Origin of the sequence: Streptomyces sp. NPDC059897 (genome assembly GCF_042730865.1) — a bacterium.
Lineage (GTDB): Bacteria > Actinomycetota > Actinomycetes > Streptomycetales > Streptomycetaceae > Streptomyces.
Genome location: NZ_JBHWKQ010000001.1, coordinates 20,631 through 43,392, shown reverse-complemented (window position 1 = coordinate 43,392; position 22,762 = coordinate 20,631). Strand labels below are relative to the sequence as shown.

23 protein-coding genes are annotated in these 22,762 nt (G+C 70.3%); 9 read left to right on the top strand and 14 right to left on the bottom strand.

The features are described from left to right. Positions 1-62 precede the first annotated feature (62 nt). Complete coding sequence (locus ACFV9W_RS00230; protein ID WP_385753624.1) at positions 63-398, bottom strand: ArsR/SmtB family transcription factor; 336 nt, start codon at positions 396-398, stop codon at positions 63-65. A 163-nt stretch (positions 399-561) separates the two neighbouring features. Here ACFV9W_RS00230 and ACFV9W_RS00225 point away from each other — a divergent pair, with 163 nt between their 5' ends. Then, a complete protein-coding gene (locus tag ACFV9W_RS00225; RefSeq protein WP_385753622.1) occupies positions 562-1,704 on the top strand; it encodes an FAD-dependent monooxygenase in 1,143 nt (380 codons plus the stop codon). Between the two features lie 321 nt (positions 1,705-2,025). Here ACFV9W_RS00225 and ACFV9W_RS00220 read toward each other — a convergent pair whose 3' ends face one another. Beyond that, the gene (locus ACFV9W_RS00220; RefSeq protein ID WP_385753620.1) at positions 2,026-2,364 is read right to left on the bottom strand and encodes a colicin immunity domain-containing protein; all 339 of its coding nucleotides are present in this window, start codon (positions 2,362-2,364) and stop codon (positions 2,026-2,028) included. Further along, positions 2,364-2,486 (bottom strand): hypothetical protein, encoded by a 123-nt coding sequence (locus ACFV9W_RS00215; RefSeq protein WP_385753618.1) that lies wholly within the window; start codon positions 2,484-2,486, stop codon positions 2,364-2,366. The genes ACFV9W_RS00220 and ACFV9W_RS00215 overlap by 1 nt, the downstream gene beginning before the upstream one ends. Positions 2,487-2,650: 164 nt before the next feature. Between ACFV9W_RS00215 and ACFV9W_RS00210 the strand changes: the two genes are divergently transcribed. The 4 genes from ACFV9W_RS00210 (at position 2,651) to ACFV9W_RS00195 (ending at position 8,338) form a co-directional block, all read left to right on the top strand. Continuing rightward, positions 2,651-4,453, top strand: a complete 1,803-nt coding sequence (locus tag ACFV9W_RS00210) for a coagulation factor 5/8 type domain-containing protein (protein ID WP_385753616.1) — start codon at positions 2,651-2,653, stop codon at positions 4,451-4,453. Positions 4,454-4,625: 172 nt separating this feature from the next. Beyond that, entirely contained in the window at positions 4,626-5,135 is a 510-nt protein-coding gene (locus ACFV9W_RS00205; RefSeq protein ID WP_385753613.1) for a hypothetical protein, read from the top strand. A 129-nt stretch (positions 5,136-5,264) separates the two neighbouring features. Further along, complete coding sequence (locus ACFV9W_RS00200) at positions 5,265-6,980, top strand: family 43 glycosylhydrolase (RefSeq protein WP_385753612.1); 1,716 nt, start codon at positions 5,265-5,267, stop codon at positions 6,978-6,980. Positions 6,981-7,117: 137 nt separating this feature from the next. Continuing rightward, entirely contained in the window at positions 7,118-8,338 is a 1,221-nt protein-coding gene (locus ACFV9W_RS00195; protein WP_385753609.1) for a cation:proton antiporter, read from the top strand. A 35-nt stretch (positions 8,339-8,373) separates the two neighbouring features. On the opposite strand, the gene ACFV9W_RS00190 is transcribed toward ACFV9W_RS00195, so the two are convergent. The 6 genes from ACFV9W_RS00190 to ACFV9W_RS00165 form a co-directional block, all read right to left on the bottom strand. Next, positions 8,374-9,231 (bottom strand): maleylpyruvate isomerase N-terminal domain-containing protein, encoded by an 858-nt coding sequence (locus tag ACFV9W_RS00190; RefSeq protein ID WP_385753608.1) that lies wholly within the window; start codon positions 9,229-9,231, stop codon positions 8,374-8,376. A 108-nt stretch (positions 9,232-9,339) separates the two neighbouring features. After that, positions 9,340-10,827 carry a glycine betaine/L-proline transporter ProP gene (proP, locus tag ACFV9W_RS00185; RefSeq protein WP_385753601.1) on the bottom strand — a complete coding sequence of 496 codons (1,488 nt, stop codon included), beginning with the start codon at positions 10,825-10,827 and terminating at the stop codon, positions 9,340-9,342. Between the two features lie 89 nt (positions 10,828-10,916). After that, positions 10,917-11,756 carry a hypothetical protein gene (locus tag ACFV9W_RS00180; RefSeq protein ID WP_385753598.1) on the bottom strand — a complete coding sequence of 280 codons (840 nt, stop codon included), beginning with the start codon at positions 11,754-11,756 and terminating at the stop codon, positions 10,917-10,919. After that, the gene (locus tag ACFV9W_RS00175) at positions 11,750-12,148 is read right to left on the bottom strand and encodes a hypothetical protein (protein WP_385753596.1); all 399 of its coding nucleotides are present in this window, start codon (positions 12,146-12,148) and stop codon (positions 11,750-11,752) included. Before ACFV9W_RS00175 ends, ACFV9W_RS00180 begins: the two co-directional genes overlap by 7 nt. A gap of 107 nt (positions 12,149-12,255) precedes the next feature. Next, positions 12,256-12,981, bottom strand: coding sequence for a chitinase (locus ACFV9W_RS00170; RefSeq protein WP_385753593.1), 726 nt, complete (start codon positions 12,979-12,981; stop codon positions 12,256-12,258). Between the two features lie 132 nt (positions 12,982-13,113). After that, on the bottom strand, positions 13,114-13,632 hold the full coding sequence (locus ACFV9W_RS00165) for a lytic polysaccharide monooxygenase auxiliary activity family 9 protein (protein ID WP_385753590.1): 519 nt from the start codon (positions 13,630-13,632) through the stop codon (positions 13,114-13,116). 370 nt (positions 13,633-14,002) lie between these two features. Here ACFV9W_RS00165 and ACFV9W_RS00160 point away from each other — a divergent pair, with 370 nt between their 5' ends. Continuing rightward, complete coding sequence (locus ACFV9W_RS00160; RefSeq protein WP_385754854.1) at positions 14,003-14,446, top strand: VanZ family protein; 444 nt, start codon at positions 14,003-14,005, stop codon at positions 14,444-14,446. Positions 14,447-14,524: 78 nt separating this feature from the next. Here ACFV9W_RS00160 and ACFV9W_RS00155 read toward each other — a convergent pair whose 3' ends face one another. Further along, entirely contained in the window at positions 14,525-14,731 is a 207-nt protein-coding gene (locus ACFV9W_RS00155) for an EF-hand domain-containing protein (RefSeq protein WP_385754852.1), read from the bottom strand. A 223-nt stretch (positions 14,732-14,954) separates the two neighbouring features. On the opposite strand from ACFV9W_RS00155, the gene ACFV9W_RS00150 reads away from it, so the two are divergent. The 3 genes from ACFV9W_RS00150 to ACFV9W_RS00140 are packed head-to-tail and all read left to right on the top strand — an operon-like array spanning position 14,955 to position 18,524. Next, entirely contained in the window at positions 14,955-16,358 is a 1,404-nt protein-coding gene (locus ACFV9W_RS00150; protein ID WP_385753588.1) for a spinster family MFS transporter, read from the top strand. A gap of 55 nt (positions 16,359-16,413) precedes the next feature. Beyond that, positions 16,414-17,526, top strand: coding sequence for an NAD/NADP octopine/nopaline dehydrogenase family protein (locus tag ACFV9W_RS00145; RefSeq protein WP_385753585.1), 1,113 nt, complete (start codon positions 16,414-16,416; stop codon positions 17,524-17,526). Beyond that, positions 17,523-18,524 (top strand): 3-hydroxyacyl-CoA dehydrogenase NAD-binding domain-containing protein, encoded by a 1,002-nt coding sequence (locus tag ACFV9W_RS00140; RefSeq protein WP_385753583.1) that lies wholly within the window; start codon positions 17,523-17,525, stop codon positions 18,522-18,524. Before ACFV9W_RS00145 ends, ACFV9W_RS00140 begins: the two co-directional genes overlap by 4 nt. Before the next feature lie 19 nt (positions 18,525-18,543). Here the strand turns inward: ACFV9W_RS00140 and ACFV9W_RS00135 are convergent, their stop codons facing one another. From ACFV9W_RS00135 to ACFV9W_RS00120, 4 genes are all read right to left on the bottom strand, one after another. Beyond that, entirely contained in the window at positions 18,544-19,671 is a 1,128-nt protein-coding gene (locus ACFV9W_RS00135) for an SPFH domain-containing protein (RefSeq protein WP_385753580.1), read from the bottom strand. Between the two features lie 64 nt (positions 19,672-19,735). Further along, positions 19,736-20,173 (bottom strand): NfeD family protein, encoded by a 438-nt coding sequence (locus tag ACFV9W_RS00130; protein WP_385753578.1) that lies wholly within the window; start codon positions 20,171-20,173, stop codon positions 19,736-19,738. 104 nt (positions 20,174-20,277) lie between these two features. Further along, the gene (locus ACFV9W_RS00125; protein WP_385754849.1) at positions 20,278-21,051 is read right to left on the bottom strand and encodes a GNAT family N-acetyltransferase; all 774 of its coding nucleotides are present in this window, start codon (positions 21,049-21,051) and stop codon (positions 20,278-20,280) included. A 129-nt stretch (positions 21,052-21,180) separates the two neighbouring features. Next, entirely contained in the window at positions 21,181-22,701 is a 1,521-nt protein-coding gene (locus ACFV9W_RS00120) for an MFS transporter (protein WP_385753576.1), read from the bottom strand. Positions 22,702-22,762: the final 61 nt, after the last annotated feature.

Genomic DNA, 22,762 nt, shown 5'->3' with positions numbered 1-22,762 from the left:
GAGCTCGCGGCTCAGGGCCGACTCGGACTCCCCTCCGGTGCGCTCAGCTGTGCTCAGCCTGCTCAGCGAGGGGCAGTACCGCCCGGAGACTCTGCTTCCAGGAGCGTGAGCAGTCCGGGGAATCTCTTCTCGATGTCCGCGCGGCGTAGTCGGATGCCCTTGCGGTTGCCGTAGTCGATCTCGTCGATGAGACCTGCCTCGCGCAGGACCCGGAAGTGGTGGGTCTGGGTCTGCTTCGAGATCGGAAGATCGAACGAGTTGCAGCCCCGCTCGCTGTCCCTGCGGTCGGCGGCCAACTCCGTCATCACCGAACGACGGTGCTCGTCGGCGAGGGCGCGAAACACCGCACCCAGATCGAGCGCCTCGGCCTTTGGGCCGACCAGGTTCCTCCCGGCCACGCCACACCTCCTTCAGGTACGACTTGCATCGTACCTGAAGGACGTGCTTCGCTGAGGTACGAAATTATTCGTACCTTGCCCGGGTGGTGCGCCCCGTGCCTCCGCGCCCCGGCACCCGCACTCACCGGGGGCCTGGTCATCGACACTCCGAGAGGTCACCGTCATGAAGAAGCCCGAGGTGCTGATAGTCGGTGCCGGAATCGCAGGGCCCGCACTCGCCTACTGGCTCTCCCGGAATGGATACCGGCCAACGGTCGTCGAACACGCCCGGCAGCTGCGCTCCGGTGGCAGCGCGATCGTCGTGAAGGGGCCCGCGATCCCGGTCGCCGAGCGCATGGGCATCCTCCCGCAGCTCCACGGGCTCGCTACCCGCAATCGGTCGCTGTCCTTGCTCGACCCCGGCGGCAGGCGAATCCTGCAACTCCCGCTCACCTCGGACAAGGCGCCGACGGTCGAGGTGACCCGAGCCGACCTGTCCGAGGTGCTCCACCGGTCGGCGCAGACCGAGGCCGAGTTCTTGTTCGACGACACGGTCACCGCTCTCGACCAGGATGAAGGTGGGGTCGACGTCACCTTCCGGCGGTCCGCGCCACGGCGCTTCGACTTGGTGGTCGGTGCCGACGGGATGCACTCCACCGTACGGCGCCTGGTCTTCGGCCCCGAACGGCAGTTCGCGAGCGACCTGGGCCTGTACGGCGCGACCGTCCCGCTGGAACCCGACGTCATCGAGGACCCGAGCGAGATGACGATGCTGACCGTGCCGAACCGGATGCTGGTCCTGCACCCCTCACGGACCACCCCGCTCGCGATCTTCACCTTCCGGACCGCACGGCCGGCGCCCCACGACCGCAAGAACCTCGCCCTTCACAAGCAGGTCGTGGCCGACGCCTACGCCGACGTGCGGTGGCGGGCACCGGAATTCGTGGCGGCGTTCCTCGACCACCCGGCTCCGTACTTCGACCCCCTGACCACCGTCCGGGTGCCCGCGTGGTCCCGCGGACGGGTCGTACTGCTCGGGGACGCCGCGGCGGCGACAGCCCTGCTGGGTGACGGGTCCAGCATGGCGATGGCGGGCGCGTACGCTCTCGCGGAAGAGCTCGCCGCCCATCCCGGTGACCACGCCCGCGCCTTCACCGCCTACGAGTCGCGGCTCCGCCGCGAGGTGGGCCCGCGGCAGCGACGCGTCGGCCCGCTCTCCAGGCTCATGGTGCCCCGCACCCGACCGGGCCTCGCGGCGCGCAACACGGTGGGCCGCGCGGTCGCCCGCACGAACCGGACCGCCCCTCGCGAAACCGCCAACCGGTAGACCGAGCCCGCACCGACCGGCCACCGGTCGGTACGCAGCTCCCCTGTAGCCCTCAACTAGGTCGGCGCAACCATGTCCGACGAGCCCGGCCCGGCGCGGTAGGTCATCGCCGATGCGGCAGGCCGACTGCTGCCGGCCTCCGCTGTAGCACCAACCGAGCCACCGCCATCGTGAAGACCTTCCCCGCCCCTCGTCATGCCTCAACCTGAGGTTGGAAAAGGCTCACTGAGCTCCAAGCTGCTCGTTGAGGTTGATGGTGCGGGCGTCTAGGTTTGTACCTAACGGCGGTTGCTGGAGGTTTATGGGGTTGGGTAGCCGCCGTTAAGTACAAACGGCGGAGGCGGCCCGGCCGGAGGCGCAGTCCGGGCCGCGATGACCAGTGGGCTCGGCAGTCGTCGAGAACGTCTTCGCAGCAGCCGGCAACTCCTGATCCGTGGCGTCACCGGGCTCCCGGGCATCGACGTCAGGTACGAAGTCCTCGACGACGAAGAACAGTTCGTTGAGTACGGCGAAGTCTGCGTCTGGGATTCGCCGCAGACCGGGGAACTCCTCCCGGAATCGCGAATCGAATTGCAGCGCGTCGATCCTTCCGGAGACGAGGAGCTCAGTCAGGCGCACGTAGGGCGCGAGTGTGCTCGAGGGTTTCGCGCTGCGTCCCATCACGGGTTCCATTCGACGACCCACCTGCCCTCGTCGAAGAACTGCTGCAACGAGGCGAAGTCCTCAACCCACTCGTCGCCCCCGGCCACCTTCAAGTCGGGGTCGGCGGCAGTCAGCACCAAGTAGCTCGGAGGATCGTCCGGGAGCTCCTGGATGTATACGTAGCGCCCTTGTTCATCGCCCGAAGAGATCCTGCCCAGCGACGGTTCACAGCCCTGAAGCATGCGTCGCCAAGAGAGCGCTCCCACACCCCCACTCGTTCATTTCCTGAACCAGGAGAGCCGCTGTGACTCGCTTCCCCCTGCCCAGCCCCAGCCCCAGCCCCAGGCCCCTGCCCCTGTCCCGCCGCAGAGTGCTCGGAGCGGCCGCCGCCGTCGGTGCCGCGCTGCCCGCCCTCGGGGTGGCGCCGGCGCAGGCCGCCGTGCCCGCGCGCCGCAAGCGCCTCGCCGCAGGTGGTGACCTCGGGCCCAATGTGATCGTGTTCGACCCGGCCACGCCCGGCATCCAGGCCAAGCTGGACGAGATCTTCAAGCAGCAGGAGTCCGACCAGTTCGGCGCCGGTCGCTATCAGCTGCTGTTCAAGCCGGGCACCTACAACGGGCTCAATGCCCAACTCGGCTTCTACACCTCGATATCCGGGCTCGGGCTGTCCCCGGATGACACCACCATCAACGGCGATGTGACCGTCGACGCCGGCTGGTTCAACGGCAACGCCACGCAGAACTTCTGGCGCAGCGCCGAGAATCTGGCGCTGGTGCCGGTGAACGGGACGAACCGGTGGGCGGTCGCCCAGGCCGCCCCGTTCCGCCGCATGCATGTGCGCGGCGGCCTCAACCTCTCCCCGGACGGCTACGGCTGGGCCAGCGGTGGATACATCGCCGACAGTCGCATCGACGGCACCGTAGGACCGTACTCGCAGCAGCAGTGGTACACCCGCGACTCGTCGGTGGGTGGATGGCAGAACGCCGTCTGGAACATGGTGTTCTCGGGAGTCGAGGGCGCGCCCGCGCAGAGCTTCCCGAACCCTCCGTACACCACCCTCGACACCACCCCCGTCTCCCGCGAGAAGCCATTTCTGTACCTGGACGGCGCGGACTACAAGGTGTTCCTGCCGGAGAAGCGGACCAACGCGCGCGGCACGACCTGGGGCAGCGGCACGCCGCGCGGCACTTCGCTCCCCTTGAGCCAGTTCTACGTCGCCCGGCCGGGCGACGGTGCGAGCACCCTCAACGCCGCCCTCGAACAGGGTCTCAACCTCCTTCTCACGCCCGGCATTTACCACCTGGACGCCCCCGTGGAGGTGAAGCGCGCGGGCACCGTCGTCCTCGGCCTCGGCTACGCCACCCTCGTCCCGGACGGCGGCGCGACCGCGCTGAAGGTGGCGGACGTCGATGGGGTGCGGCTCGCCGGCTTCCTGGTGGACGCCGGCACCGTCAACTCTTCCACCCTCGTCGAGATCGGCCCGCAGGGCGCCTCCGCGGACCACTCCGCCGACCCGATCACCGTGCAGGACGTGTTCGTCCGCATCGGCGGCGCCGGCGCAGGCAAGGCCACCACCAGCCTTGTCATCAACGCCCGGCACACCATCGTCGACCACACGTGGGTGTGGCGCGCCGACCACGGGGAGGGCGTGGGCTGGGACACCAACCGGGCCGACTACGGCGTCGTCGTCAACGGCGACGACGTGCTGATGACCGGCCTGTTCGTCGAGCACTTCAACAAGTACGACGTCCAGTGGAACGGCGAGCGCGGGCGCACCATCTTCTTCCAGAACGAGAAGGCGTACGACGCCCCGAACCAGGCGGCCATCCAGAACGGCGACATGAAGGGATTCGCCGCCTACAAGGTCGCCGACTCCGTTACCAGCCACGAGGGTTGGGGCCTCGGCTCGTATTGCTTCTACAACGTCGACCCGACGATCGTGCAGCACCACGGTTTCGCCGCTCCGAACACACCGGGCGTGAAGTTCCACGACCTGCTCGTGGTGTCACTGGGCGGCAAGGGGCAGTACGAACACGTCATCAATGACGCCGGCGCCGCCACCTCGGGCAGTGACACCGTCCCCTCGACCGTCGTCTCCTACCCCTGACAGGCGCCACGCGGGCCCCGGACGGTCGGCTGCCGCGGCGTTCGCCGGCCGTCCGGGGTCTTCCGCACGCGCGTAGACCCTGGCACGATCTGGGCCGATCCACCTGCACCACAGCTGTCACATCCCACTCAGGGTTCTGGACTCGGACACTGGCAGGAAGGCCGCGACACCCATGCGTATCCGTTCCGCGCTCACCGCACTCGCCCTCACCACCGGCGCTCTCGTCGCCCCCGGCTTCGGGGTGCTGACGACCGCCACCGACGCGTTCGCCGCCACGAAGATCTCGCATGCGACCGCGACCTCGATGTTCCGCTCGGTCGGGATCACCTGGTCGTCGTCCGGCGGCTGTTCGGACCGGAACGTGTCCACCTGCACGTCGTTCGAGCAGCTCAATCTCGCGACCGCGCAGGGCGCCCAGACGTTGAAGAAGGCCAGCGGCTGCGCGCTCAACATCACGGGCGGCACCGAGACCGGCCACGCGAGCGGCACGTACTCGCACTGGAACGGCTTCAAGCTCGACTTCGGCAAGAGCACCTGCGTCACGAACTACGTCAAGAATCACTTCGCGTACATCGGCCTGCGCGGCGACGGCGCCCCGCAGTACAAGGCCGGGTCCGGCAACGTGTACGCGGACGAGGGCAACCACTGGGACGTGACGTTCTACAACTGCGGCGGCTGTTGACCACCCGACCACCCTCGCAGCGCGGCCATTGTTCGTAGGTGAGTCGAAGAAGGTGTTGTCATGAGTCCAGAGAGTCCAGAGAGTCCAGAGAGTCCAGAGAGTCCAGAGAGTCAAGAGAACCAAGAGCCCGTGCGTTCCTCCGTCCCGCCCGGCCGGCGTGCCGTCCTCGGCGGGACCTTGGCCGTCGCCGCGGCGGCCCTGGTACCGGGCGCCGCCAGTGCGGCTCCACGACGCGGGCCGCATGTCACCGACGCCACGTACGCCAACGACGCGGAGACGTCCGGCGGCGACCCCTACGTACTGTTCGACGAGCCCAGCGGTTACTACTACGCGTACTGCACGGGTGGTTCGGACGACGGCTACTTCTTCGGTGTGCACCGCTCGCCCGACCTGGCGACGTGGGAGCGCCTGCCGGGCGGCGCGTTGCGCGCCGACGATCCGAAGCGGTGGGGCAAGGACTGGTTCTGGGCGCCCGAGGTCTACCACAACCCCGACACCGGCCTGTACTTCCTGTTCTACGCGGCCCGCATGGACAGCGCGATGGGCGAACAGTACTTCGGCCACGCGGACTTCGAGGAGCCGTGCTCGATCGGGGTCGCGGTGTCCCGCACGCCCGAGGGCCCGTTCCGCGACATCGCCGACCGGCCGATCGACTACCACCCGTACAAACCGGATTACCACGACGTCAACCTCATCATGGGCGACGACCAGCTCACCCCGCCGGCCACCGAGGAAGAGGGGCGCACCGCGCCGCTGGGCCCGTACATCCCGATGATCGACGCGAACCTGCTCTTCGACGAAGGGCGGATCTATCTCTACTTCTCCAGCAACGCCTACCGCAATTGGGTGTGGGACGCCGGCCTCGGCAAGTACATCGAGGAGTCCAACATCGCGGCCGTCGAGCTGACCACGCAGTGGTGGCGGGACCCCGAGGGCGCCACCATGCCCAGCATCCATCCGCGTTACGTCGACTCCAACGCGCGGACCAGCACCTCCGGCGGGCGGCGCCGGGACGGGTTCGTGCCGATCCTGACCTACGCCGCCGACCCGCAGCCCTGGGAAGACGCACACGTCAACGACCATGCCACGTCGGGTGGTTCGAAGAAGGACCGCCGCTGGGAAGAGGGCTCCACGGCCTGGCGGCACGACTACGTCCACGACGGGAAGCGGCGCAGCCTGTACTACCTGACGTACTCGGCCAACAACTTCGAGAACCAGTACTACGGCGTGGGATACGCCGTCGCCGACCATCCGCTGGGGCCGTGGCGCAAGTACGCGGACAACCCCGTGCTCTCGCAGAGCCCCGACGTCGGGATGTACTCCACCGGCCACGGCAGCCTGACCACCTCGCCCGACGGCAGCGAGCTGTACTACGTGCACCACGGCCGTACGTCGCCCACCTCGCCCGACCGTGTCGTCTACACCGAGCGTCTGCGTATCGACGACCACGCCGCCGGCCTCCCGCGCCTCACCATCGACCAGTCCACCGGCGACGAACCCGTGCCGTCCGGGACCGCCCCGTTCACCTTTACCGCCCGGCCGGTCTCCGTGAACGTAGGCGGGACGGCGGACGTCGTCTGCGCCGTGCGCAGCGCCGCGGGCGCCGCCTTCGACCTGTCGGCACCGGAGAACCGGCTGCGGGCCGAACTGCGTCCGGCCGGCCCGGCGTCTGTACGCGTCGAGGATGGCAGGGTGACACTCCGCGGGCTGCGCAAGGGCTCGACGCGGCTCACGCTGGTGTACCAGCGGCGCCGGGCCGACGGCTCGTACCGCGATGTGCACCAGGCACGCCGCGGGGGACGACCGGAGGCGGTGACGGTGACCGTGCCGGTCGTGGTGCGCTGAGACTCGAACCGGCATGGTGTCAACTCGCCAGACCCGATGGGATGTTCACCCGCATGGCCCGCCCATGGGTGCCGTACCGCCCCGCTCACCGGATCCTCGGAACAGCAGGTACCGGCCGCACATCAGGGGACGTCGTCGTGGAACATCCAGGAACGCTGATCCTCATCATGGCCGCGGCCGTGCTCGCGCCCTTGCTGGCACACGGCCTCGGCCGCTGGGTCCGGGTGCCGCTGGTGATCTTCGAGATCGTCCTCGGCATCGTCATGGGCCCCGACGTCCTCGCGTGGGCGCACTCCGAGGAGCTCACCGACGTGCTCGCCGACCTCGGCCTGTCCCTGCTGATCTTCCTCGCGGGCTACGAGATCCAGTTCGACGCCATCCGCGGTGACACCCTGCGGCGTGCCGTGTGGGCCTGGGTGATCTCGCTGGTCGCGGGGCTCGCGGTGGCGCTGGCATTGACCGGTCTCGACTTTCCGCGCAGCGTGATCATCGGTACTGCCCTCACCAGCACGGCCCTCGGCACGGTGGTGCCCCTGCTGCGCGACAGCGGCGATCTGCAGGGCCGGTTCGGCACCGTCACCATGGCGTTCGGCGCGGTCGGCGAGTTCGGGCCCATCATCGCCATGTCCGTCCTGCTCAGCGGGCGGGATCCCGGCCTGTCGACGGTCATCCTGGCCGTGTTCGCCGCCATCACCGCCGGCGCCGTGTACTGGGCGCTGCGCCCGCGGCCGCCCTGGTTCACCCGCGTCATCCAGACCACGCTGCACACCAGCGGCCAGTTCGGGGTGCGCTTCGTCATGCTGCTGCTCGTCTCGATGCTCGCCCTGTCGGAGGCGTTCGGCCTCGACGTGCTGCTCGGGGCATTCGCCGCCGGACTGCTCACCCGGCTCGTGCTGCAAGGCGCGGCGCCGGAGGTCGGCGAGGACGTTCTGCGGAAGATCGAGGGTCTGGGGTTCGGCTTTCTCGTGCCGTTGTTCTTCATCGTGACGGGCATCCAGTTCGACCTGTCGTCGCTCCTGGACGGCGGGCGCCCGCTCCTCCTTCTGCCTGTCTTCCTGGTCCTCTTCCTGCTGGTCAGGGGAGGCCCGGTGTACGCGCTCGCCCCACGTGACCTCTCCCCGCTCGGCCGCAGGGCCCTGACCCTCCACTCGGCCACCTGTCTGCCACTGGTCGTCGCCATCACCACGATCGGGCTGGACGAGGAACTCCTCGGCAGGAGCGAGGCCGCGGCCATGGTGGGCGCCGCCATGCTCTCCGTCCTCGTCTTCCCGCTCCTCGGCCTCCACCAGCGGAACAAGGAACGCAAGGTGTCACGCGTACGAGCCGGCGCCGGGGCCGACGGCACCGAGACGTGGTGAGTGCGACGGGCGCCCTCAGGGTGTGACGAGTGCCCTCAGGGTGTGCCGATGAGTTCGCCGAGCCGCGGGGCGAGCCACGGCCGGCGGCCACCGGCGCGCATGCGGCCGCTCGCGACCGCCTTCCAGATCGGGATGCGCCGGAACGACACCAGCAGGAACGTGGCCGGGGCGGCCGAGATCCGGCAGTCGTAGCGGCGCGTCGGCGCGTCCCGGGTGACGGTCGCCGCGCCGTCCTCGACGACCACGGCGAGCCGGGGTCCGCCCTTGATGGCGAGGTCGAAGGCGATGCGTACGCCACGTGCCTTCGCCGTGTTCACCGTCATCGGCATCATCGTCGGCATCAACTGGCCGAGGACAAGACCGGCTTCGTCCGGACCGATCGGCCAGGGTGTCCGCGTGCCGCGCGCGAGATCGAGGCCGTGCACGAGGCTCTCGCTCAGCATCAGCCCGGTCACGGCCGCCAGCGTGAGCGTCACGCCGGGGCCGTACCACGGTGTTTCGACGCGGGTGTCCGGGGCCAGGCCCTCGGTCCCGCGCAGGAAGGCCGCGCCGCGTTCGGCGAGCAGGTCGGCGAGCGCGGCCCGTCCCGCGGGGTCGAGCAGCCCGATGGACCGGGCGTTCAGCGTGGTGATCCGCTCGACGAGCGGCCCGTCGCCGAGCGGCAGTACGTCGTCCCAGGGCACGGGCTCGTCCGACCAGCGCGCGCCACAGGCCATATACACCGCGGCGAGGTGTGCGCCGACGTCACCGACCGTCCAGCCAGGAAGCCCCGAGGCCGCCTCCTGGTCGGGCGCCTCCCGCACCGTACGGACGACGCGGGCGAGGACGGAGTCCAGCGCGGCACGGGTTCTCGCGTGCTCGGTGACGGGATCGAAACCCATGACGGTGCCCATGCCATTCCCTCGGGGATATCGGACGGGCTCGAACGTTACCGCCGGGTAGCGAGTAGCGGGTGCGGGAAGGGAAAACGGGACAGGCCGATCACCGTGCCTCGGCAGCGATCACCGTGCCTCGGCCTCTTCCTTGGCATAGCGGTACAGGTCCTGGGACGTGTCGATGAGTTCCTTCTGCTCCTCCTTCGAGCCGACCATCGGCTGCGAGCCGTTCAGCGGCAGTTGCGCGCTTTCCGGGAGGAACTTGACGGTCACCAGGCCGATGACACCGGCCACCATCAGGTAGTACGCGGGGATCAGCTTGTCGCCGGTCGCGTTGACCAGGGCCTCCGTCACCAGAGGCGTGGTGCCGCCGAACGCCGCCACGGCGAAGTTGAAGCCGATGCCCATCGCCGCGTACCGCACCGCTGTCGGGAACAGCGCGGGCAGCGTGGCGGCGCTCGGGGCGGCGAAGCACGTCAGCAGCGTGGACAGGATCAGCACGCCGAAGATGGGTGGCCAGGTGCCCTCCGACTTGATGAGGAGGAACGCGGGGATGGCCAGGAGGATCATGGCGATGGCCCCGCCCGCGTAGAGGGGACGCCTGCCGATGTGGTCGCTGAGGCGCCCGAGGAAGGTGATGAGGAGGACGATCCACACCATGCCGATGAGCACCAGGACGTCAGCCGAGCCGCTTGAGCGGCCGAGCGCTTCCGTCTGATAGCTCGGCAGATAGCCGGTGACCATGTAGTTCGTGACGTTGTAGAGCAGGACCAGGCCCATGCACACCAGCAGGGGCCGCCAGTGCTCGCGGACGATGGTCTTGAACTCACTGCCGACCGATTCCTGGGCGAGGCTCTTCTCGTGTTCGTCGAGCTGCTGCTGGAAGGCGGGCGACTCCTCCAGCTTGAGCCGCATGTACAGGCCGATGACACCGAGCGGGCCCGCGATCAGGAAGGGCAGCCGCCAGCCCCAGGACAGCATCTGGTCGTCCGTGAGGGCGATGTTCAACACGGTGACCAGCGCGGAGCCCAGTGCGTAGCCGACGAAGGTGCCGAAGTCGAGCCAGCTGGACAGGAAGCCGCGCCGTCGGTCGGGTGAGTACTCGGCGACGAACGTGGTGGCGCCGCCGTATTCGCCACCGGTCGAGAAGCCCTGGACCATTCGGGCGAGCAGCAGGAGAACGGGGGCGGCGATGCCGATCGTCTCGTAGCTCGGGATGAGGCCGATCGAGAACGTTCCGGCCGCCATCATGATCATGGTGGTGGCGAGCACCTTCTGCCGCCCGATGCGGTCACCGAGCGGGCCGAACACCAGGCCGCCGAGCGGTCGCACCACGAACGCGGCGGCAAAGGTCGCGAAGGACGAGATCAGTTGGGCGCCGGGGGAGGCGCCGGGGAAGAAGACCTTGCCGATGGTGGCGGCGAGATAGCTGTAGACACCAAAGTCGAACCACTCCATGCAGTTGCCCAGTGCCGAGGCGCTGACAGCCCGCTTGAGCAGGGGTTTCTCGACGACCTGGACGTCCTGCCTGCCATAGGCCCGCTTGGTGCGCCGCAGTCGGCGGACCAGTTCCTCGCGCACATGCTGGGGCAGGCCCGCGACCGTCTCCGGCATGCGCTTGCGGCCTCTGGTGGGCGGGCCGTCAGAAGGTGTGTGGGCCACGTGCCGATGCCACCTCTCGCTGTCGTCCTCATCTCTGCGCGTCAGGGCCGAGTCTCCGCACATTGATCACTCGGCGCACTTCGGGGACGACTTCCCGGCATGTGCTTCGGCACACCACGCTCGGCGAGCGCGCTGACGGCGGTGGCCAGCAGGGCGACACCGGCGCCTCCGGCGACGGCTGCAGCGGGGGACGCCGCGCTCAGGACCACCGCGGACAGCGCCGCGGTGAGCCCGTATCCGACGCCCCCGGCCGCGTACATGACGGAGTAGGCGCCGGCGTGCGCGTGCTCGGGCAGGCGCTCGCGCAGGCTGAGACTCCGGGTGACCATCACGCCCGACTGGAAGAGGCCCGCGAGGAGGAGTCCGGCGGCGATGCCGGGCAGCCCCGGCAGTACCGCGATGAGCCCCACGCATCCGGCGGTGACCGTGAGCAGGACCAGGCTCTGGGTCCGCGCGGAGCCCGACCAGGACCGCATGCCGTAACAGAGCGCCCCGGCCGCCCCCGCCAGCGCGAAACCGGCGAGCAGCGGACCGGCCCAGCCGACGGCCACCCGCCGGTCCTCAAGGAGTGCGGGCAGCACGAGTTCAGCCGTGGCCAGCATCGTCATGGCGGCAGCGCTGGTGAGGTAGATCGGCCAGGTGGACAGCAGGACCCGGCCCGTCGCTCCGGAGCGCACGGCGGGCCCGGCGTCGCGGTGTTCGGGAAGGCGCAACAGGAGCAGGGCGCCGGTGGCCGCGAGGACGCCGCCCAGCAGCAGCGGAGCCCCCGCCTCGATCTCAAGGGCGAGGAGCACCACCAGGCCGGGCGACGCGGCCCAGATGATCTGGGTCAACGTGGCCTCCACGCTCAGGGCGCGCGGCACGGCGGTGTCCTTCACCATGCGCGTGAGGAGGGCACGCGCCCCGCCGGGACAGGCGGCCGGTGCCGCGCCGGCCAGGAACGCGAGGCCGAGCAGTACGGGCAGCGGTGCGGAGCGCGCGAACGGCAGCGCCACGAAGGCGCACGCCCGACGGCCAGGCCGCAGGCCAACTGTCGCCGTATCCGGCCACCGCGCAGGCGCGCCCCGAGGAGCGGCGCACCGGTCACCTCTCCCAGGACGTAGGCGGAGGCCAGAGCGGCCCCCGCCGTGTAACCGCCCGCGCCGTGCCGGCTGAGGAACACCAGGGCCAGCGGCGCCATGGCCACCGGCGTCTTGCTCGCGAGCGAGACCAGCGCCCACAGGGCGAACTCCCCGCGAATCGGGATCCGGCGGCCGGACGGATCGGCGGACACGGCGATCAGCCCCTCACCTGGTCGACCCCAGAAGGGTTCCAGCCGGCCCGCGCCGAGGCAACGCCTCGCCAAGGACAGTCCGCGGGCCGGCCGCCGTCAGCGCCGCATCAGCAGCTCAGGTTCGCACCCGGGTCGACGCCCAGGATCTGGCTGAACTTCTTGTAGTTGTCGATACGGCTCTGGACCTGGCCGGGGTTGGCGCCGTTGCACTCAAGGGTGCCGTTGATGCTGCGGATGGTCTCGCCGAACCCGGCACCGTTGACCATGGCGTTGTGCGGGGTCATGGTGCCGGGGCCGCTCTGCGTGTTCCAGTACCACAGGCCGGTCTTCCAGGCGACGGCCGCGTCGTTCTGCACCAGGTCGGGATTGTGCAGCAGGTCGATGCCGAGCGCGTCGCCCGCCGCCTTGTAGTTGAAGTTCCAGCTGAGCTGGATCGGGCCGCGCCCGTAGTACTTGTCGGTGCCCGCCGGGCAGCCGTACGGCTGCGAACTGTCGCAGTAGTGCGGGTAGTTGGCGGTGTTCTGCTCGACGACGTGCACCAGGCCGCCGGTCTCGTGGCCCACATTGGCGAGGAAGGCCGCGGCCTCCTGCTTGCGTACGGTGTCGCTGCCCGTGCCGGTGAAGCCCGGGTAGGCGCTGAGCGCGGCCGTCAGGCCCTCGTACGTGTAGAAGGGGTTCCGGCCCGGAAACATCTGGTCGAACTGGCCTTGGCTGACGACGAATTCGGCCTGAGCGCCGGGCTTTTCGGCGGACGCGGGTCCGGCCAGGGTCAGTGACCCGAGGACGGCGGCGCATGCGGTGGCGATCAGCAGACTGGGTGTGCGGAGGCGCATGGCGAAGCACTCCGATCGAGGGGGAGTGGTGGGGGGTGTGGGGGTGGTGTGCGGCGCCGCGGGCCGTGCCGGACCGGGAGGCCCGCCGTGGGGGAAGACCCGCGGCGCCGCCGTACCGAAGTACTCGCTCGCTCAGCCGCCGACGTTCACGTCGATGCAGGCGTAGAACGCGTTCGCGGTGTCGGCGATGTTCCAGACGGCCAGCACCTTCTGCTTGCCCGTCAGTGAGCCGAAGTCCACGTCGTGGGTGACCGTGGCGCCCGGCTTCGCGCCGTTGTCGTTGAACTCGGCGATCTCCTGGCCACCGGCGTAGTACTGCCAGGTGCTGGTGGCGTGCTGCGCCGTCAGTTTCCACTCGAAGGTGGCGTTGCGGGAGACCGGGGTGGCGACCCAGCCCTTGGAGTCGTCGTCGAGCTCGGCGAACCGGCTGTTGCCGCCGCTGCAGCTCGTCAGCCCCTTGGGGCCCTCGACGCTCTGCGGTTCGTGGGTGATGTCACCGCAGGAGACGGTGCCCGCCGCGCACTGCGCCTGCCGGCTGGGCGGGGACGAGATGTAGCCGTGGGCGCTCGCCGAACCGGCGGGAAGGCTGACGGCGATGACGGGGGCCAGGGCCGCGCCGATGAGCGCGGCGGTCTTCCTTCTGGCGTTCATGCGTACTCCTTCACTTCAGGTCTTCCCGGGGCGTGCGTGAAGTGGGGGCGCACGCTCGGGTCGGCCTCTCGAGGGTGGGGTCCAAGAGGCGCGAAGGGGGCAGGAAGGGGCCGCCCGACGCATGGCGCGGGTGAACTCCCTTGAAACGAACGGCCGTTGCTTGGACTAGACCATACAAGTGGTCGTGCGCGTGTCAAGGTCCTCGTGGGGAACAAGGGGCCGCCGTGGACCGATGAGTTCCGGCCGCCTCGTGGGCCATGGCCCGGCCGGGCGTGTGCGGCGCCAACTCCGTGGTAACCGGCGGTACATGGAAAACGAATCCCGTACGCGGCGGTACTCGTGGGCTCGGCGGCTGGTCCGGGCCTTCGTGATGGCGGTCGGCTTCGTCTGCATGGTGGCGTTCGCAGTGGCGCTGGCGAGGGCCACCCTCGTCCCCTCGCCGGGGTCGGACTCGCTGACGCACACCAACCTGCACCCGGGCCGTTCGATCGGCCTGTACTTCGACCAGCCCGACTGGCGCGACACCATCAAGCAGGTCGGCGGGAACGTCCTGCTCGGGGTGCCGTTCGGCGTGCTGCTTCCGGTGCTCTTCCCGCGCACCCGGGGCTTCGTCCGGGTGGTGCTGATGACGGCGTTCGTGATGCTGACGGTCGAGCTCGCCCAGGGGCTGCTGGTCGAGGGCAGGGCGTTCGACATCGACGACGTGATCCTCAACGCCGCGGGCGCCTTCGTCGGATACCTCGTCGCCGGTCGTCGCCTCGGCCGGGCGCTGCACCCGCGCCGCGCCCATTGGTGGCGGCCGGCGCGCGGCTGATCCGTCCGCCGACCGACACACCTGTGCCCCCGGAATGACGACTCCGGGGGCACAGGTGGTGGTGCGATGGGGGAGGGATCAGAGACCCATGGAGGCCCGGAACTCCTCGAACGAGACCTTGCGGTCACCGTCGCTGTCGATGGTGTCGATGAGTTCCTGCGCGGCCTCCGCCGTGACACCCGTGTCACCGAGCTCCGCGACGACCTGCCGGTACTCTTCGGCAGTCAACTGCCCGTCCCCGTCGACGTCGTACCGGTCGAAGACCTTCCGCGCCGCGGCTGTCATGTCGACCACTTGATCCTCATTTCCTTGCTGTGCCAAGACCGGCCCCACTCTAGGACCTCCGGGAACCGGCTCCGACGCGGCCCATGCGATGCGGGAAATCCCCGACCCCGCACCGGGATTCCAGGGATGGCCCACCGAGTGGGGCATGGCTAGCCTCTGACCCCTGGCCAGCTCCATCTCGTACCGGGCACCACCCCACCCAGACCCGATGAGGCGCCGTCCCATGACCGAGCAGTCCCAGCTGTCCGAAATCGACCTCGAATCCGGACCCGGGGCCGGACCCCGGATGTCCGAGCGGTACAAGAACTACATCGTCGGCATCTGCACGGCCGCCTACGTCCTGTCCTTCGTGGACCGCCAGGCGCTGTCGCTGATGATCGAGCCCATCAAGCGGGACCTGAGCCTGACGGACACCCAGTTCAGCCTCCTGAGCGGGCTCGCCTTCTCCATCCTGTACTCGGTGATGGGACTGCCCATCGCGGCGCTCGCCGACCGCCGCTCCCGTCCCGTGATCATCTCCGTCGGCATCGCGCTGTGGAGCCTGGCCACCGCGCTGTCCGGGCTGAGCAAGGGGTTCGCCCACATGTTCCTGGCCCGGGTCGGGGTGGGGGTCGGCGAGGCGGCGCTGACCCCGTCCGCGTACTCGATGTTCAGCGACATGTTCCCCAAGAGCAGACTGGGCCGGGCGGCCGGGATCTACTCGCTCGGCTCGTTCATCGGAGGCAGCGCCGCGTTCTTCATCGGCGGGTACGTCATCGGGCTGCTCAAGGACGTCGACAGCGTGGCCGTCCCGCTCGTCGGCGAGGTGCGCGCCTGGCAGCTGACGTTCTTCATCATCGGCCTGCCCGGACTGCTCCTCGCGCTCGTGTTCCTGCTGACGGTCCGCGACCCGGTCCGGCGCGGCCTGGCACGGGACTCCGCGGGCGCCGTACGCAAGGTGGCCATGCGTGATGTGTTCGCCTTCCTGCGCGGCCACGCGCGGACGTTCTTCTGCCACTACGCGGGCTTCTCCTGCTACGCGATGGTGCTGCTCGGCCTCATGGCCTGGCTGCCCGCCTTCTACATGCGCGCCTTCGGGCTGAGCCCCACCGAGGTCGGCTATGTGCTCGGTGGCGTCGTGCTGCTGGCCAACGGCTCGGGCGTGCTCTTCGGCGGGTGGCTCGTCGACCGGCTCACCAAGCTCGGCCACCCGGACGGGGCGATGCGCGCCGGTGTCATCGGCGCCGTCGGCATGCTCGTCCCGGTCGTCGTCTTCCCGCACGTCAGGCCCCTGTGGCTGTCGCTGGTGCTGCTGACGGTCACGATGTTCTTCGCCTCGTTCCCGATGCCCGCGTCGACCGCCGCCATGCAGGTGCTCAGCCCGAACCAGATGCGCGCCCAGGTCTCCGCCGTCTTCCTGCTCATCTCGAACCTGTCCGCCGTGGGCCTCGGCACGACGCTGGTCGCGCTGGTCACCGACGAACTGCTCGGCTCGAGCCGGCGCATCGGTACGTCCCTGTCGCTGGTGTACGGCGTCGCCTCGGTCGGCGCCATCGTGCTGCTGTGGCGCGGCTGCGCCCACTTCCGCCGGAGCCTCGCCCGCGAGGAACGGCTCGCCGCCCAGGCGCAGGACATCGCCGCCACCTGACCAGGACCCGCGCAGCCACGCTTCGCACGCTCAACTGAAGGGAACGGAAGCACACATGGACATCACCATCCTCGGCGGCGGACACGGCTGCTTCGCCGCGGCGGCGGAACTCGCGGAGAACGGTCACACCGTGCGCTGGTGGCGGCGTGACACCAAGGCCCTGGACGGCCTGCGCGAGCGCGGCGCCCTCACCGTCCGCGACCACCGCGGCACCAGGGACGTCACCGTGAGCGACACGGCACGCGCCGGGACGATCCACGCCGTCGCGGACCTCGCCGATGCCGTACGAGGGGCGCGCCTCGTCGTCGTACCCCTGCCGGCCACCGTGCACGAGGACCTGGCGTCCAAGGTGGCACCGCTGCTCCAGGACGGCCAGGTGGTGTTCCTCCCGCCGGGCACCTTCGGCACGGTGCTCTTCGCCAAGGCGCTGGCCGAGGCGGGCAGCACGGCGGACGTCGCGCTCGCCGAGACCGGGACACTGCCCTACCTGGCGCGCACTCACGGACCGTACGAGGTGGTGGTGAGCGGGTACGCGACGCGGCTGCCCACCGGTGTCCTTCCCGCGCGCTCGTCCGACGCCGCGTTCCGCGTGCTGCGGGAGGCCTACCCGGCGGTCGAACCGGTCGAGGACGCCCTCAGCGGCGCGCTCATGAACGCGGGACCGGTGATCCATCCGCCGCTCATCCTCATGAACGCCGGTCCGCTGGAGCACAGTTCGGACTGGGACATCCACAACGAGGGCACGCAGCCGTCGGTCCGCCGGGTCACCGACGCCCTCGACGCCGAACGGATCGCGGTCCGCGAGGCGCTCGGCTACGCGGCCCCGCACTTCCCGCTCGCCGACCACTACGCGGCGGACGGCGACGAGTGGATGTACGGCCGCGCCGCCCACGAACGGCTCACGGACAGCGGCGACTGGCGGGAGAGAATCGACCTCCTCGACCACCGCTACATGCTGGAGGACACCCGCCTCGGCCTGTCCTTCCTGGTGTCGGTGGGACGCTGGGCCGACGTCCCCACACCGGTCGCCCAAGGCCTGTTGAGTATCGCGTCCGCCGTCACCGGCCGGGACCTGTACGCCGAAGGCCGCACCCTGGAATCCCTCGGCCTGGCCCGGCTCTCCCGCCCCGAACTGACCAAGCTGCTGCACGAAGGGCTGCCCGCATGACGGACACGGAACGCACCGACGTCGTGGTGGTGGTCGGCGCCGGACGCATGGGCCAGGGCATCGCCCGCGCCTTCCTGGCCGCGGGGACGGATGTCACCCTCGCGGACGTCAAGGAGACGGACGAGGACCGGGCGGGATACCGGAAGGCGGCGGAGCAGCAGGTCCTGGAACGCCTGCGGGGCACGGGATCCGACAGCGGCCGAGCACCCCAACTCCTCGTCTGCGACCGCGAGTCCGCGCAGGACCGGCTCGCCGCCGCGGACGTCGTGTTCGAGGCCGTGCCCGAGGTCATCGAGGTCAAGCGGGACACCCTGGCGTGGGTCGACACACATGTGTCCGCCGACGCGGTCATCGCCTCGACGACATCGACCTTCCTCGTCACGGAGATCGCCGACCTGGTGGCCGACGCGAGCCGGGTCCTGAACGCGCACTGGCTGAACCCCGCCGACCTCATGCCGCTCGTCGAGGTCAGCCGGAGCGACCGCACCGACCCCGCGCAGGTGGAGCGGATGACCGGCCTGCTTCGCCGCATCGGCAAGATACCCGTCGTCTGCGGCCCGGCGGCCGGCTACATCGTCCCCCGCCTCCAGGCCCTCGTCATGAACGAGGCGGCCCGCATGGTCGAGGAGGGCGTCGCGACCGCCACCGACATCGACCTGGCGGTACGCGCCGGACTCGGCCCACGCTTCTCCGTCCTCGGCCCGCTCGAATTCATCGACTGGGGCGGCGGCGACATCCTCCACTACGCCTCCCGCTACCTCACCGCCCGGCTCGGCGACCGCTTCCGCGCCCCGGCCGTGGTCGAGGAGAACATGACGGCCCACCGCCGCGGCCTCCAGGACCACACCGGCTTCTACGCGTACGACCCCGAGAGCATCGCCGCGTACCAGGCGGGCCGCATGCGGGAGTTCGAGGAGCTGCTGCGGCTGCGGGGGCCGGAGCTGCGGGCGGAGCCGGTGCTGTCGGAGCGGCCGGTGCCGCCGTCGGAGGGCGACTGAGGCGTACGGATTCGGGGGCTCAGTCGGCCGACGGCTTCTCCCGGACCGGCGACGAGGTCGTCCTCGCGGCCTCGGCCTCCGCCTTCGCGCTGTTGACCGCGGCAGCGGCCTGCTTGGCGACCTCGTCGGCCGCCGCGGCGGCGGTGGTCCGCGGGCCCGGTTCGATCTCCGGGGTACCGGTGTCGTCGGCGGACTCGGTGCCGGTGCCGGTGCCGGTGTCGGTCTCGTCGGAGGGGGACTCCTCGGGCTGCTGCGCGTTCTTGGGCAGCCCCATCGTCGAGTGGTCGCCGAAGGCGCTGGAAACGGAGCGGACCGCCTCCGTCAGCTCTCCCGGGATCACCCAGAACGTGTTGTTCTCGCTCTTCGCCAGGTGCGGCAGTGTCTCGAGGTACTTGTAGGCGAGGATCTTCGGGTCGGCGTTGTTGCGGTGGACGGCCTGGAAGACGCGCTCCACCGCCTTCGCCTCACCGTCGGCTCGCAGGATCATGGCCTGCTGCGTGCCCTGTGCCTCCAGGATGTCCTTCTGCTTCGTGCCCTCCGCGGTGAGGATCTTGGCCTGCCGTTCGCCTTCGGCGTGAAGGATCGCCGCGCGCTTGTCGCGCTCGGCCCGCATCTGCTTCTCCATCGCCTCCTTGATGGTGTTCGGCGGGTCGATGGCCTTGATCTCGACGCGGTTGACGCGGATGCCCCACTTGCCGGTGGCGTCGTCGAGGACGGTGCGCAGCCGGGTGTTGATCTCCTCGCGCGAGGTGAGCGTCTCCTCCAGGTCCATGCTGCCGATGACGTTGCGCAGCGTGGTCACGGTGAGCTGGTCGATCGCCTGCAGGTAGTCGGACACCTCGTAGGCCGCCGCCCGCGGGTCGGTGATCTGGTAGTAGAGCACGGTGTCGATGTTCACCACGAGGTTGTCCTCGGTGATGACCGGCCTGGGGTCGGACGAATACACCTGCTCGCGCACGTCGAGCTTGGTGTTGACGCGGTCGGCGACCGGCACCACGAGGTTCAGGCCGGGCTGCAGCGTCCGGCGGTAGCGCCCGAACCGCTCGATGTTGTACCGGCGGGCCTGCGGGACGATCCGTACGGAGGTGGCCACGAGAAAGATGACGACGATGACCGCCACCAGAATCGGGATGAGAATGGCGTCCACGCTTCCTCCGTTGCTGGATGGTCGACCGTGCGGTACGCAGCGGTGCGGTGCATGCGGTGCGGGTTCAGGGCAGGAGCTCTCGGGGGTAGACGACGGCTGTCGCGCCTTGGATCTCCATGACGTCGACCAGCGCCCCCACGGGGATCACCTGGCTCTCGTCGAGGGCGCGAGCGGACCACTCCTCGCCGGACAGCTTGATCAGGCCGCGGGTCCCGGTGACCTCCTGCATGACCTCGGCAGCCTTGCCGATCAACGCGTCGCTGCCCTCGCGCGTGAGGGGTGTCTGGGCCAGATGACGCAGCACGACGGGCCGTACGAGGACGAGGCCCGCCGCCGCCGTGACCCCGAGTGCCACGAGCTGGCCGAGCAGCCCGACGCCCACGCCCGCGACCACCGCCGTCACCAGGGCGGCCCCCGCGAACAGCCCGAAGACCAGCGTCAGCGTGAAGAACTCCGCGGCGCCCAGCCCCGCGGCGGCAAGCAGCCAGAAGTACCACGGCATGGCGATCAGCCTCCGTCAAGCGACCTCTCGTCAAAGCTACCGTCTGGAACACCGGACAGAACAGACGTAACCGGCGTGTTTCTGGCGTCCCGTGCCGGTACCTGCTACGCCGTGGTGTCCGTGACCGCGTGTTCGGTGAACTCGCCGCACGCGCGGAACCCCAGGCGGCGGTAGACGGGCTCGCCGTCGGCGGAGGCCTGCAGGACCGCGATGTGGTGGTCCCGGTCGCGGGCCGTGTGGAGCGCCGCGAGGGTGATGGCGCCGCCGTAGCCGCGCCGGCGGTGGGCCGCCAGGGTGCTGATGTTGTAGATCCCGGCGACCCCCGCGTGCTGGAACACCTCGGCCGAGCACACCGGGCGGCCGTCCACGTAGCCGACCAGGTAGCGGGCCGGGCAGTGCGTGGCGAGGGCCTGCGGGGCGGCTCGGGCGTAGTACGGGCGGACCGTGGCGGACGGCGGGGCCCAGTTCGCGGCGAGGGTGGTGGCGTAGTCGGCGAGCTGCTCGGGGGTGGTGGCCGCCTGGATGTCCAGCTCCGGAGCGTCGGGCAGCGGCAGTGTGTCGTCCAGCCGGGCCCACATCGCCGTCTCGCGCTCCGATTCGGGAAGGCCGGCCGCCGTCAGCCGGTCGCCGAGGTCCGACGGCCGGGAGGAGGGCCCCACCCACCAGGAGAACGGGCGGCCGGTGCGGGTCAGGGTTCGGTGTGTCTCCGTGATGCGGGCGGCGGCGGTGCTCTCGGTGAAGCGGGCCGCGGCGACGATGTTGAAGGTGTCGTCGTCCAGGCCGCTGTCCGCGATCAGGAGGTCGTCGGCCTCCGTGACGGTCGCACCGGCCATGCCGCGATGGAGATGGCAGGCGTGCTCCGCCAGGTTCTGCTCCATCCTGGCCGCGAGCTCTGCTGTGCTGGGAAGATCGCCGTTCACGAGGCCCGATTCCAGCACGCCCGGGCGCGCGACGCACATGGATTAAGGTCCGGGCGCCGGAGGCCGCCGCCAACCGTGCGCGGGGGTCTACCGGCGGGGCTCCTCGCCCGGCTCCAACGCCGGTGCGGAGACGCCGAGATGGGCCCGGCACTGCGGGCGGGGCGCGTCCTCGAGGCGCGGTCGCACCGCCCGCGGCCGGATGAACACGGCCGCGGTGACCGCGCCCAGCACGAACAGCGCAGCGCAGCCGACCGCCGCCCGGTGGAACGACGTGTCCACCGCCTCGGGCCGCGTATAGGCATCGCCCGACAGGCCGACGGCCAGCGGCAGCGCGGCGACCACGAGCAGCTGTGCCACGCGCGCCGCCGTGTTGTTGACACCGCTCGCGAGACCGGCGTGTTCCGGGTCCACCGACGCGAGGACCGTCGTGGTGAGCGGGGCCACGAAGAGGCTCATGCCGAGCCCGAGCACGGCGACCGCGGGCAGCACATCGGCCGCGTACGACGACCCGGGACCGATCCGCAGCATCAGCAGCACCCCGACCGCGGCGACGGCGGGCCCCACGACCAGCGGCGGCGTCGGCCCCACCCGGCGAGCCAGATCTCCCGCCCTGGGCGAAAGCAGCAGCATCAGCGCGGTCACCGGCAACGTAGCCACTCCCGCCTCCAACGCGTCGTATCCCAGGGCGACTTGAAGCTGGACCGGCAGCAGGAAGAGGATGCCGCCGATCCCCGCGTACAGGCACAGCGTCATCCCGTTCGCGGCGCTGAACAGGCGCGAGCGGAACAGGGACAGCGGCAGCATCGGCGCGGCCCGCCGCCGCTCCACGGCCACGAAGGCGACACCGGCGGCCAGGCCGACGAGCGCGGGCACGCCGGTCGACGCGGCGGACGCACCATCGCCCGACGACCCGATCAGCGCGTAACTCACCCCGGCCAGACACACCGCCGCGAGCACGGCGCCCACCTGGTCGAACGGGGCGTCCGCCGCCGCGGCGTCGCGGCTCTCTGGGACGTAGCGCACGGCGATGACCAGTACGACGACGGCCAGCGGCACATTGATGAGGAAGATCCACCGCCACCCGGGCCCGTCGATCAGCCACCCGCCGAGAAACGGCCCGAGCGCCCCCGCGACACCCGTCAGCCCCGACCAGGCGCCCACCGCGCGGGCCTGGTCGTCGGGATGGAACACCGACCGCACGAGCGCCAGCGACCCGGGAGTCAGCAGCGCACCGCCGACACCCTGCAACGCCCGCGCCGCGATCAACGTCCCCTCGTTCGGGGCGAGTCCGCACGCCGCCGAGGCGACCGCGAACCATGCCACACCCAGGACGAGAGCCCGCCGCCGACCGATCCGGTCGCCCATCGCGCCGCCCCACAGGAGCAGCGCGGACAGCGTGAGCATGTAGGCGTTGACCACCCATTGCAGGGCGGACAGGGAGGCGCCGAGGTCACGCCCCATGGTCGGCAGCGCGACGTTCACGACCGTCCCGTCGAGCATGGCCATCCCGGAGGCCAGGACCACACACGCGAGGATCCACCGCCCGCGCGCCGACGAGAGCCGGACACCGGGGGCGGCGTCGGGTGTGGGTCCGGCCGTCGCTGCCATCGCGCACATTCTCGCCGAGCCACCGTCTGTACGCGACCGTCGGTGTCCTGTCGGGCGGAGT

Coding starts and splice junctions, on each gene's coding strand:
- ACFV9W_RS00225 (WP_385753622.1), top strand. CDS start 562: ATGAAGAAGCCCGAGGTGCTGATAGTCGGTGCCGGAATCGCAGGGCCC.
- ACFV9W_RS00205 (WP_385753613.1), top strand. CDS start 4,626: ATGCGTATCCGTTCCGCGCTCACCGCACTCGCCCTCACCACCGGCGCT.
- ACFV9W_RS00190 (WP_385753608.1), bottom strand. CDS start 9,231: ATGGGCACCGTCATGGGTTTCGATCCCGTCACCGAGCACGCGAGAACC.
- proP (WP_385753601.1), bottom strand. CDS start 10,827: ATGCCGGAGACGGTCGCGGGCCTGCCCCAGCATGTGCGCGAGGAACTG.
- ACFV9W_RS00155 (WP_385754852.1), bottom strand. CDS start 14,731: ATGACAGCCGCGGCGCGGAAGGTCTTCGACCGGTACGACGTCGACGGG.
- ACFV9W_RS00220 (WP_385753620.1), bottom strand. CDS start 2,364: ATGGGACGCAGCGCGAAACCCTCGAGCACACTCGCGCCCTACGTGCGC.
- ACFV9W_RS00170 (WP_385753593.1), bottom strand. CDS start 12,981: ATGCGCCTCCGCACACCCAGTCTGCTGATCGCCACCGCATGCGCCGCC.
- ACFV9W_RS00150 (WP_385753588.1), top strand. CDS start 14,955: ATGACCGAGCAGTCCCAGCTGTCCGAAATCGACCTCGAATCCGGACCC.
- ACFV9W_RS00145 (WP_385753585.1), top strand. CDS start 16,414: ATGGACATCACCATCCTCGGCGGCGGACACGGCTGCTTCGCCGCGGCG.
- ACFV9W_RS00130 (WP_385753578.1), bottom strand. CDS start 20,173: ATGCCGTGGTACTTCTGGCTGCTTGCCGCCGCGGGGCTGGGCGCCGCG.
- ACFV9W_RS00165 (WP_385753590.1), bottom strand. CDS start 13,632: ATGAACGCCAGAAGGAAGACCGCCGCGCTCATCGGCGCGGCCCTGGCC.
- ACFV9W_RS00180 (WP_385753598.1), bottom strand. CDS start 11,756: ATGGTGAAGGACACCGCCGTGCCGCGCGCCCTGAGCGTGGAGGCCACG.
- ACFV9W_RS00120 (WP_385753576.1), bottom strand. CDS start 22,701: ATGGCAGCGACGGCCGGACCCACACCCGACGCCGCCCCCGGTGTCCGG.
- ACFV9W_RS00140 (WP_385753583.1), top strand. CDS start 17,523: ATGACGGACACGGAACGCACCGACGTCGTGGTGGTGGTCGGCGCCGGA.
- ACFV9W_RS00160 (WP_385754854.1), top strand. CDS start 14,003: ATGGCGGTCGGCTTCGTCTGCATGGTGGCGTTCGCAGTGGCGCTGGCG.
- ACFV9W_RS00125 (WP_385754849.1), bottom strand. CDS start 21,051: ATGGAGCAGAACCTGGCGGAGCACGCCTGCCATCTCCATCGCGGCATG.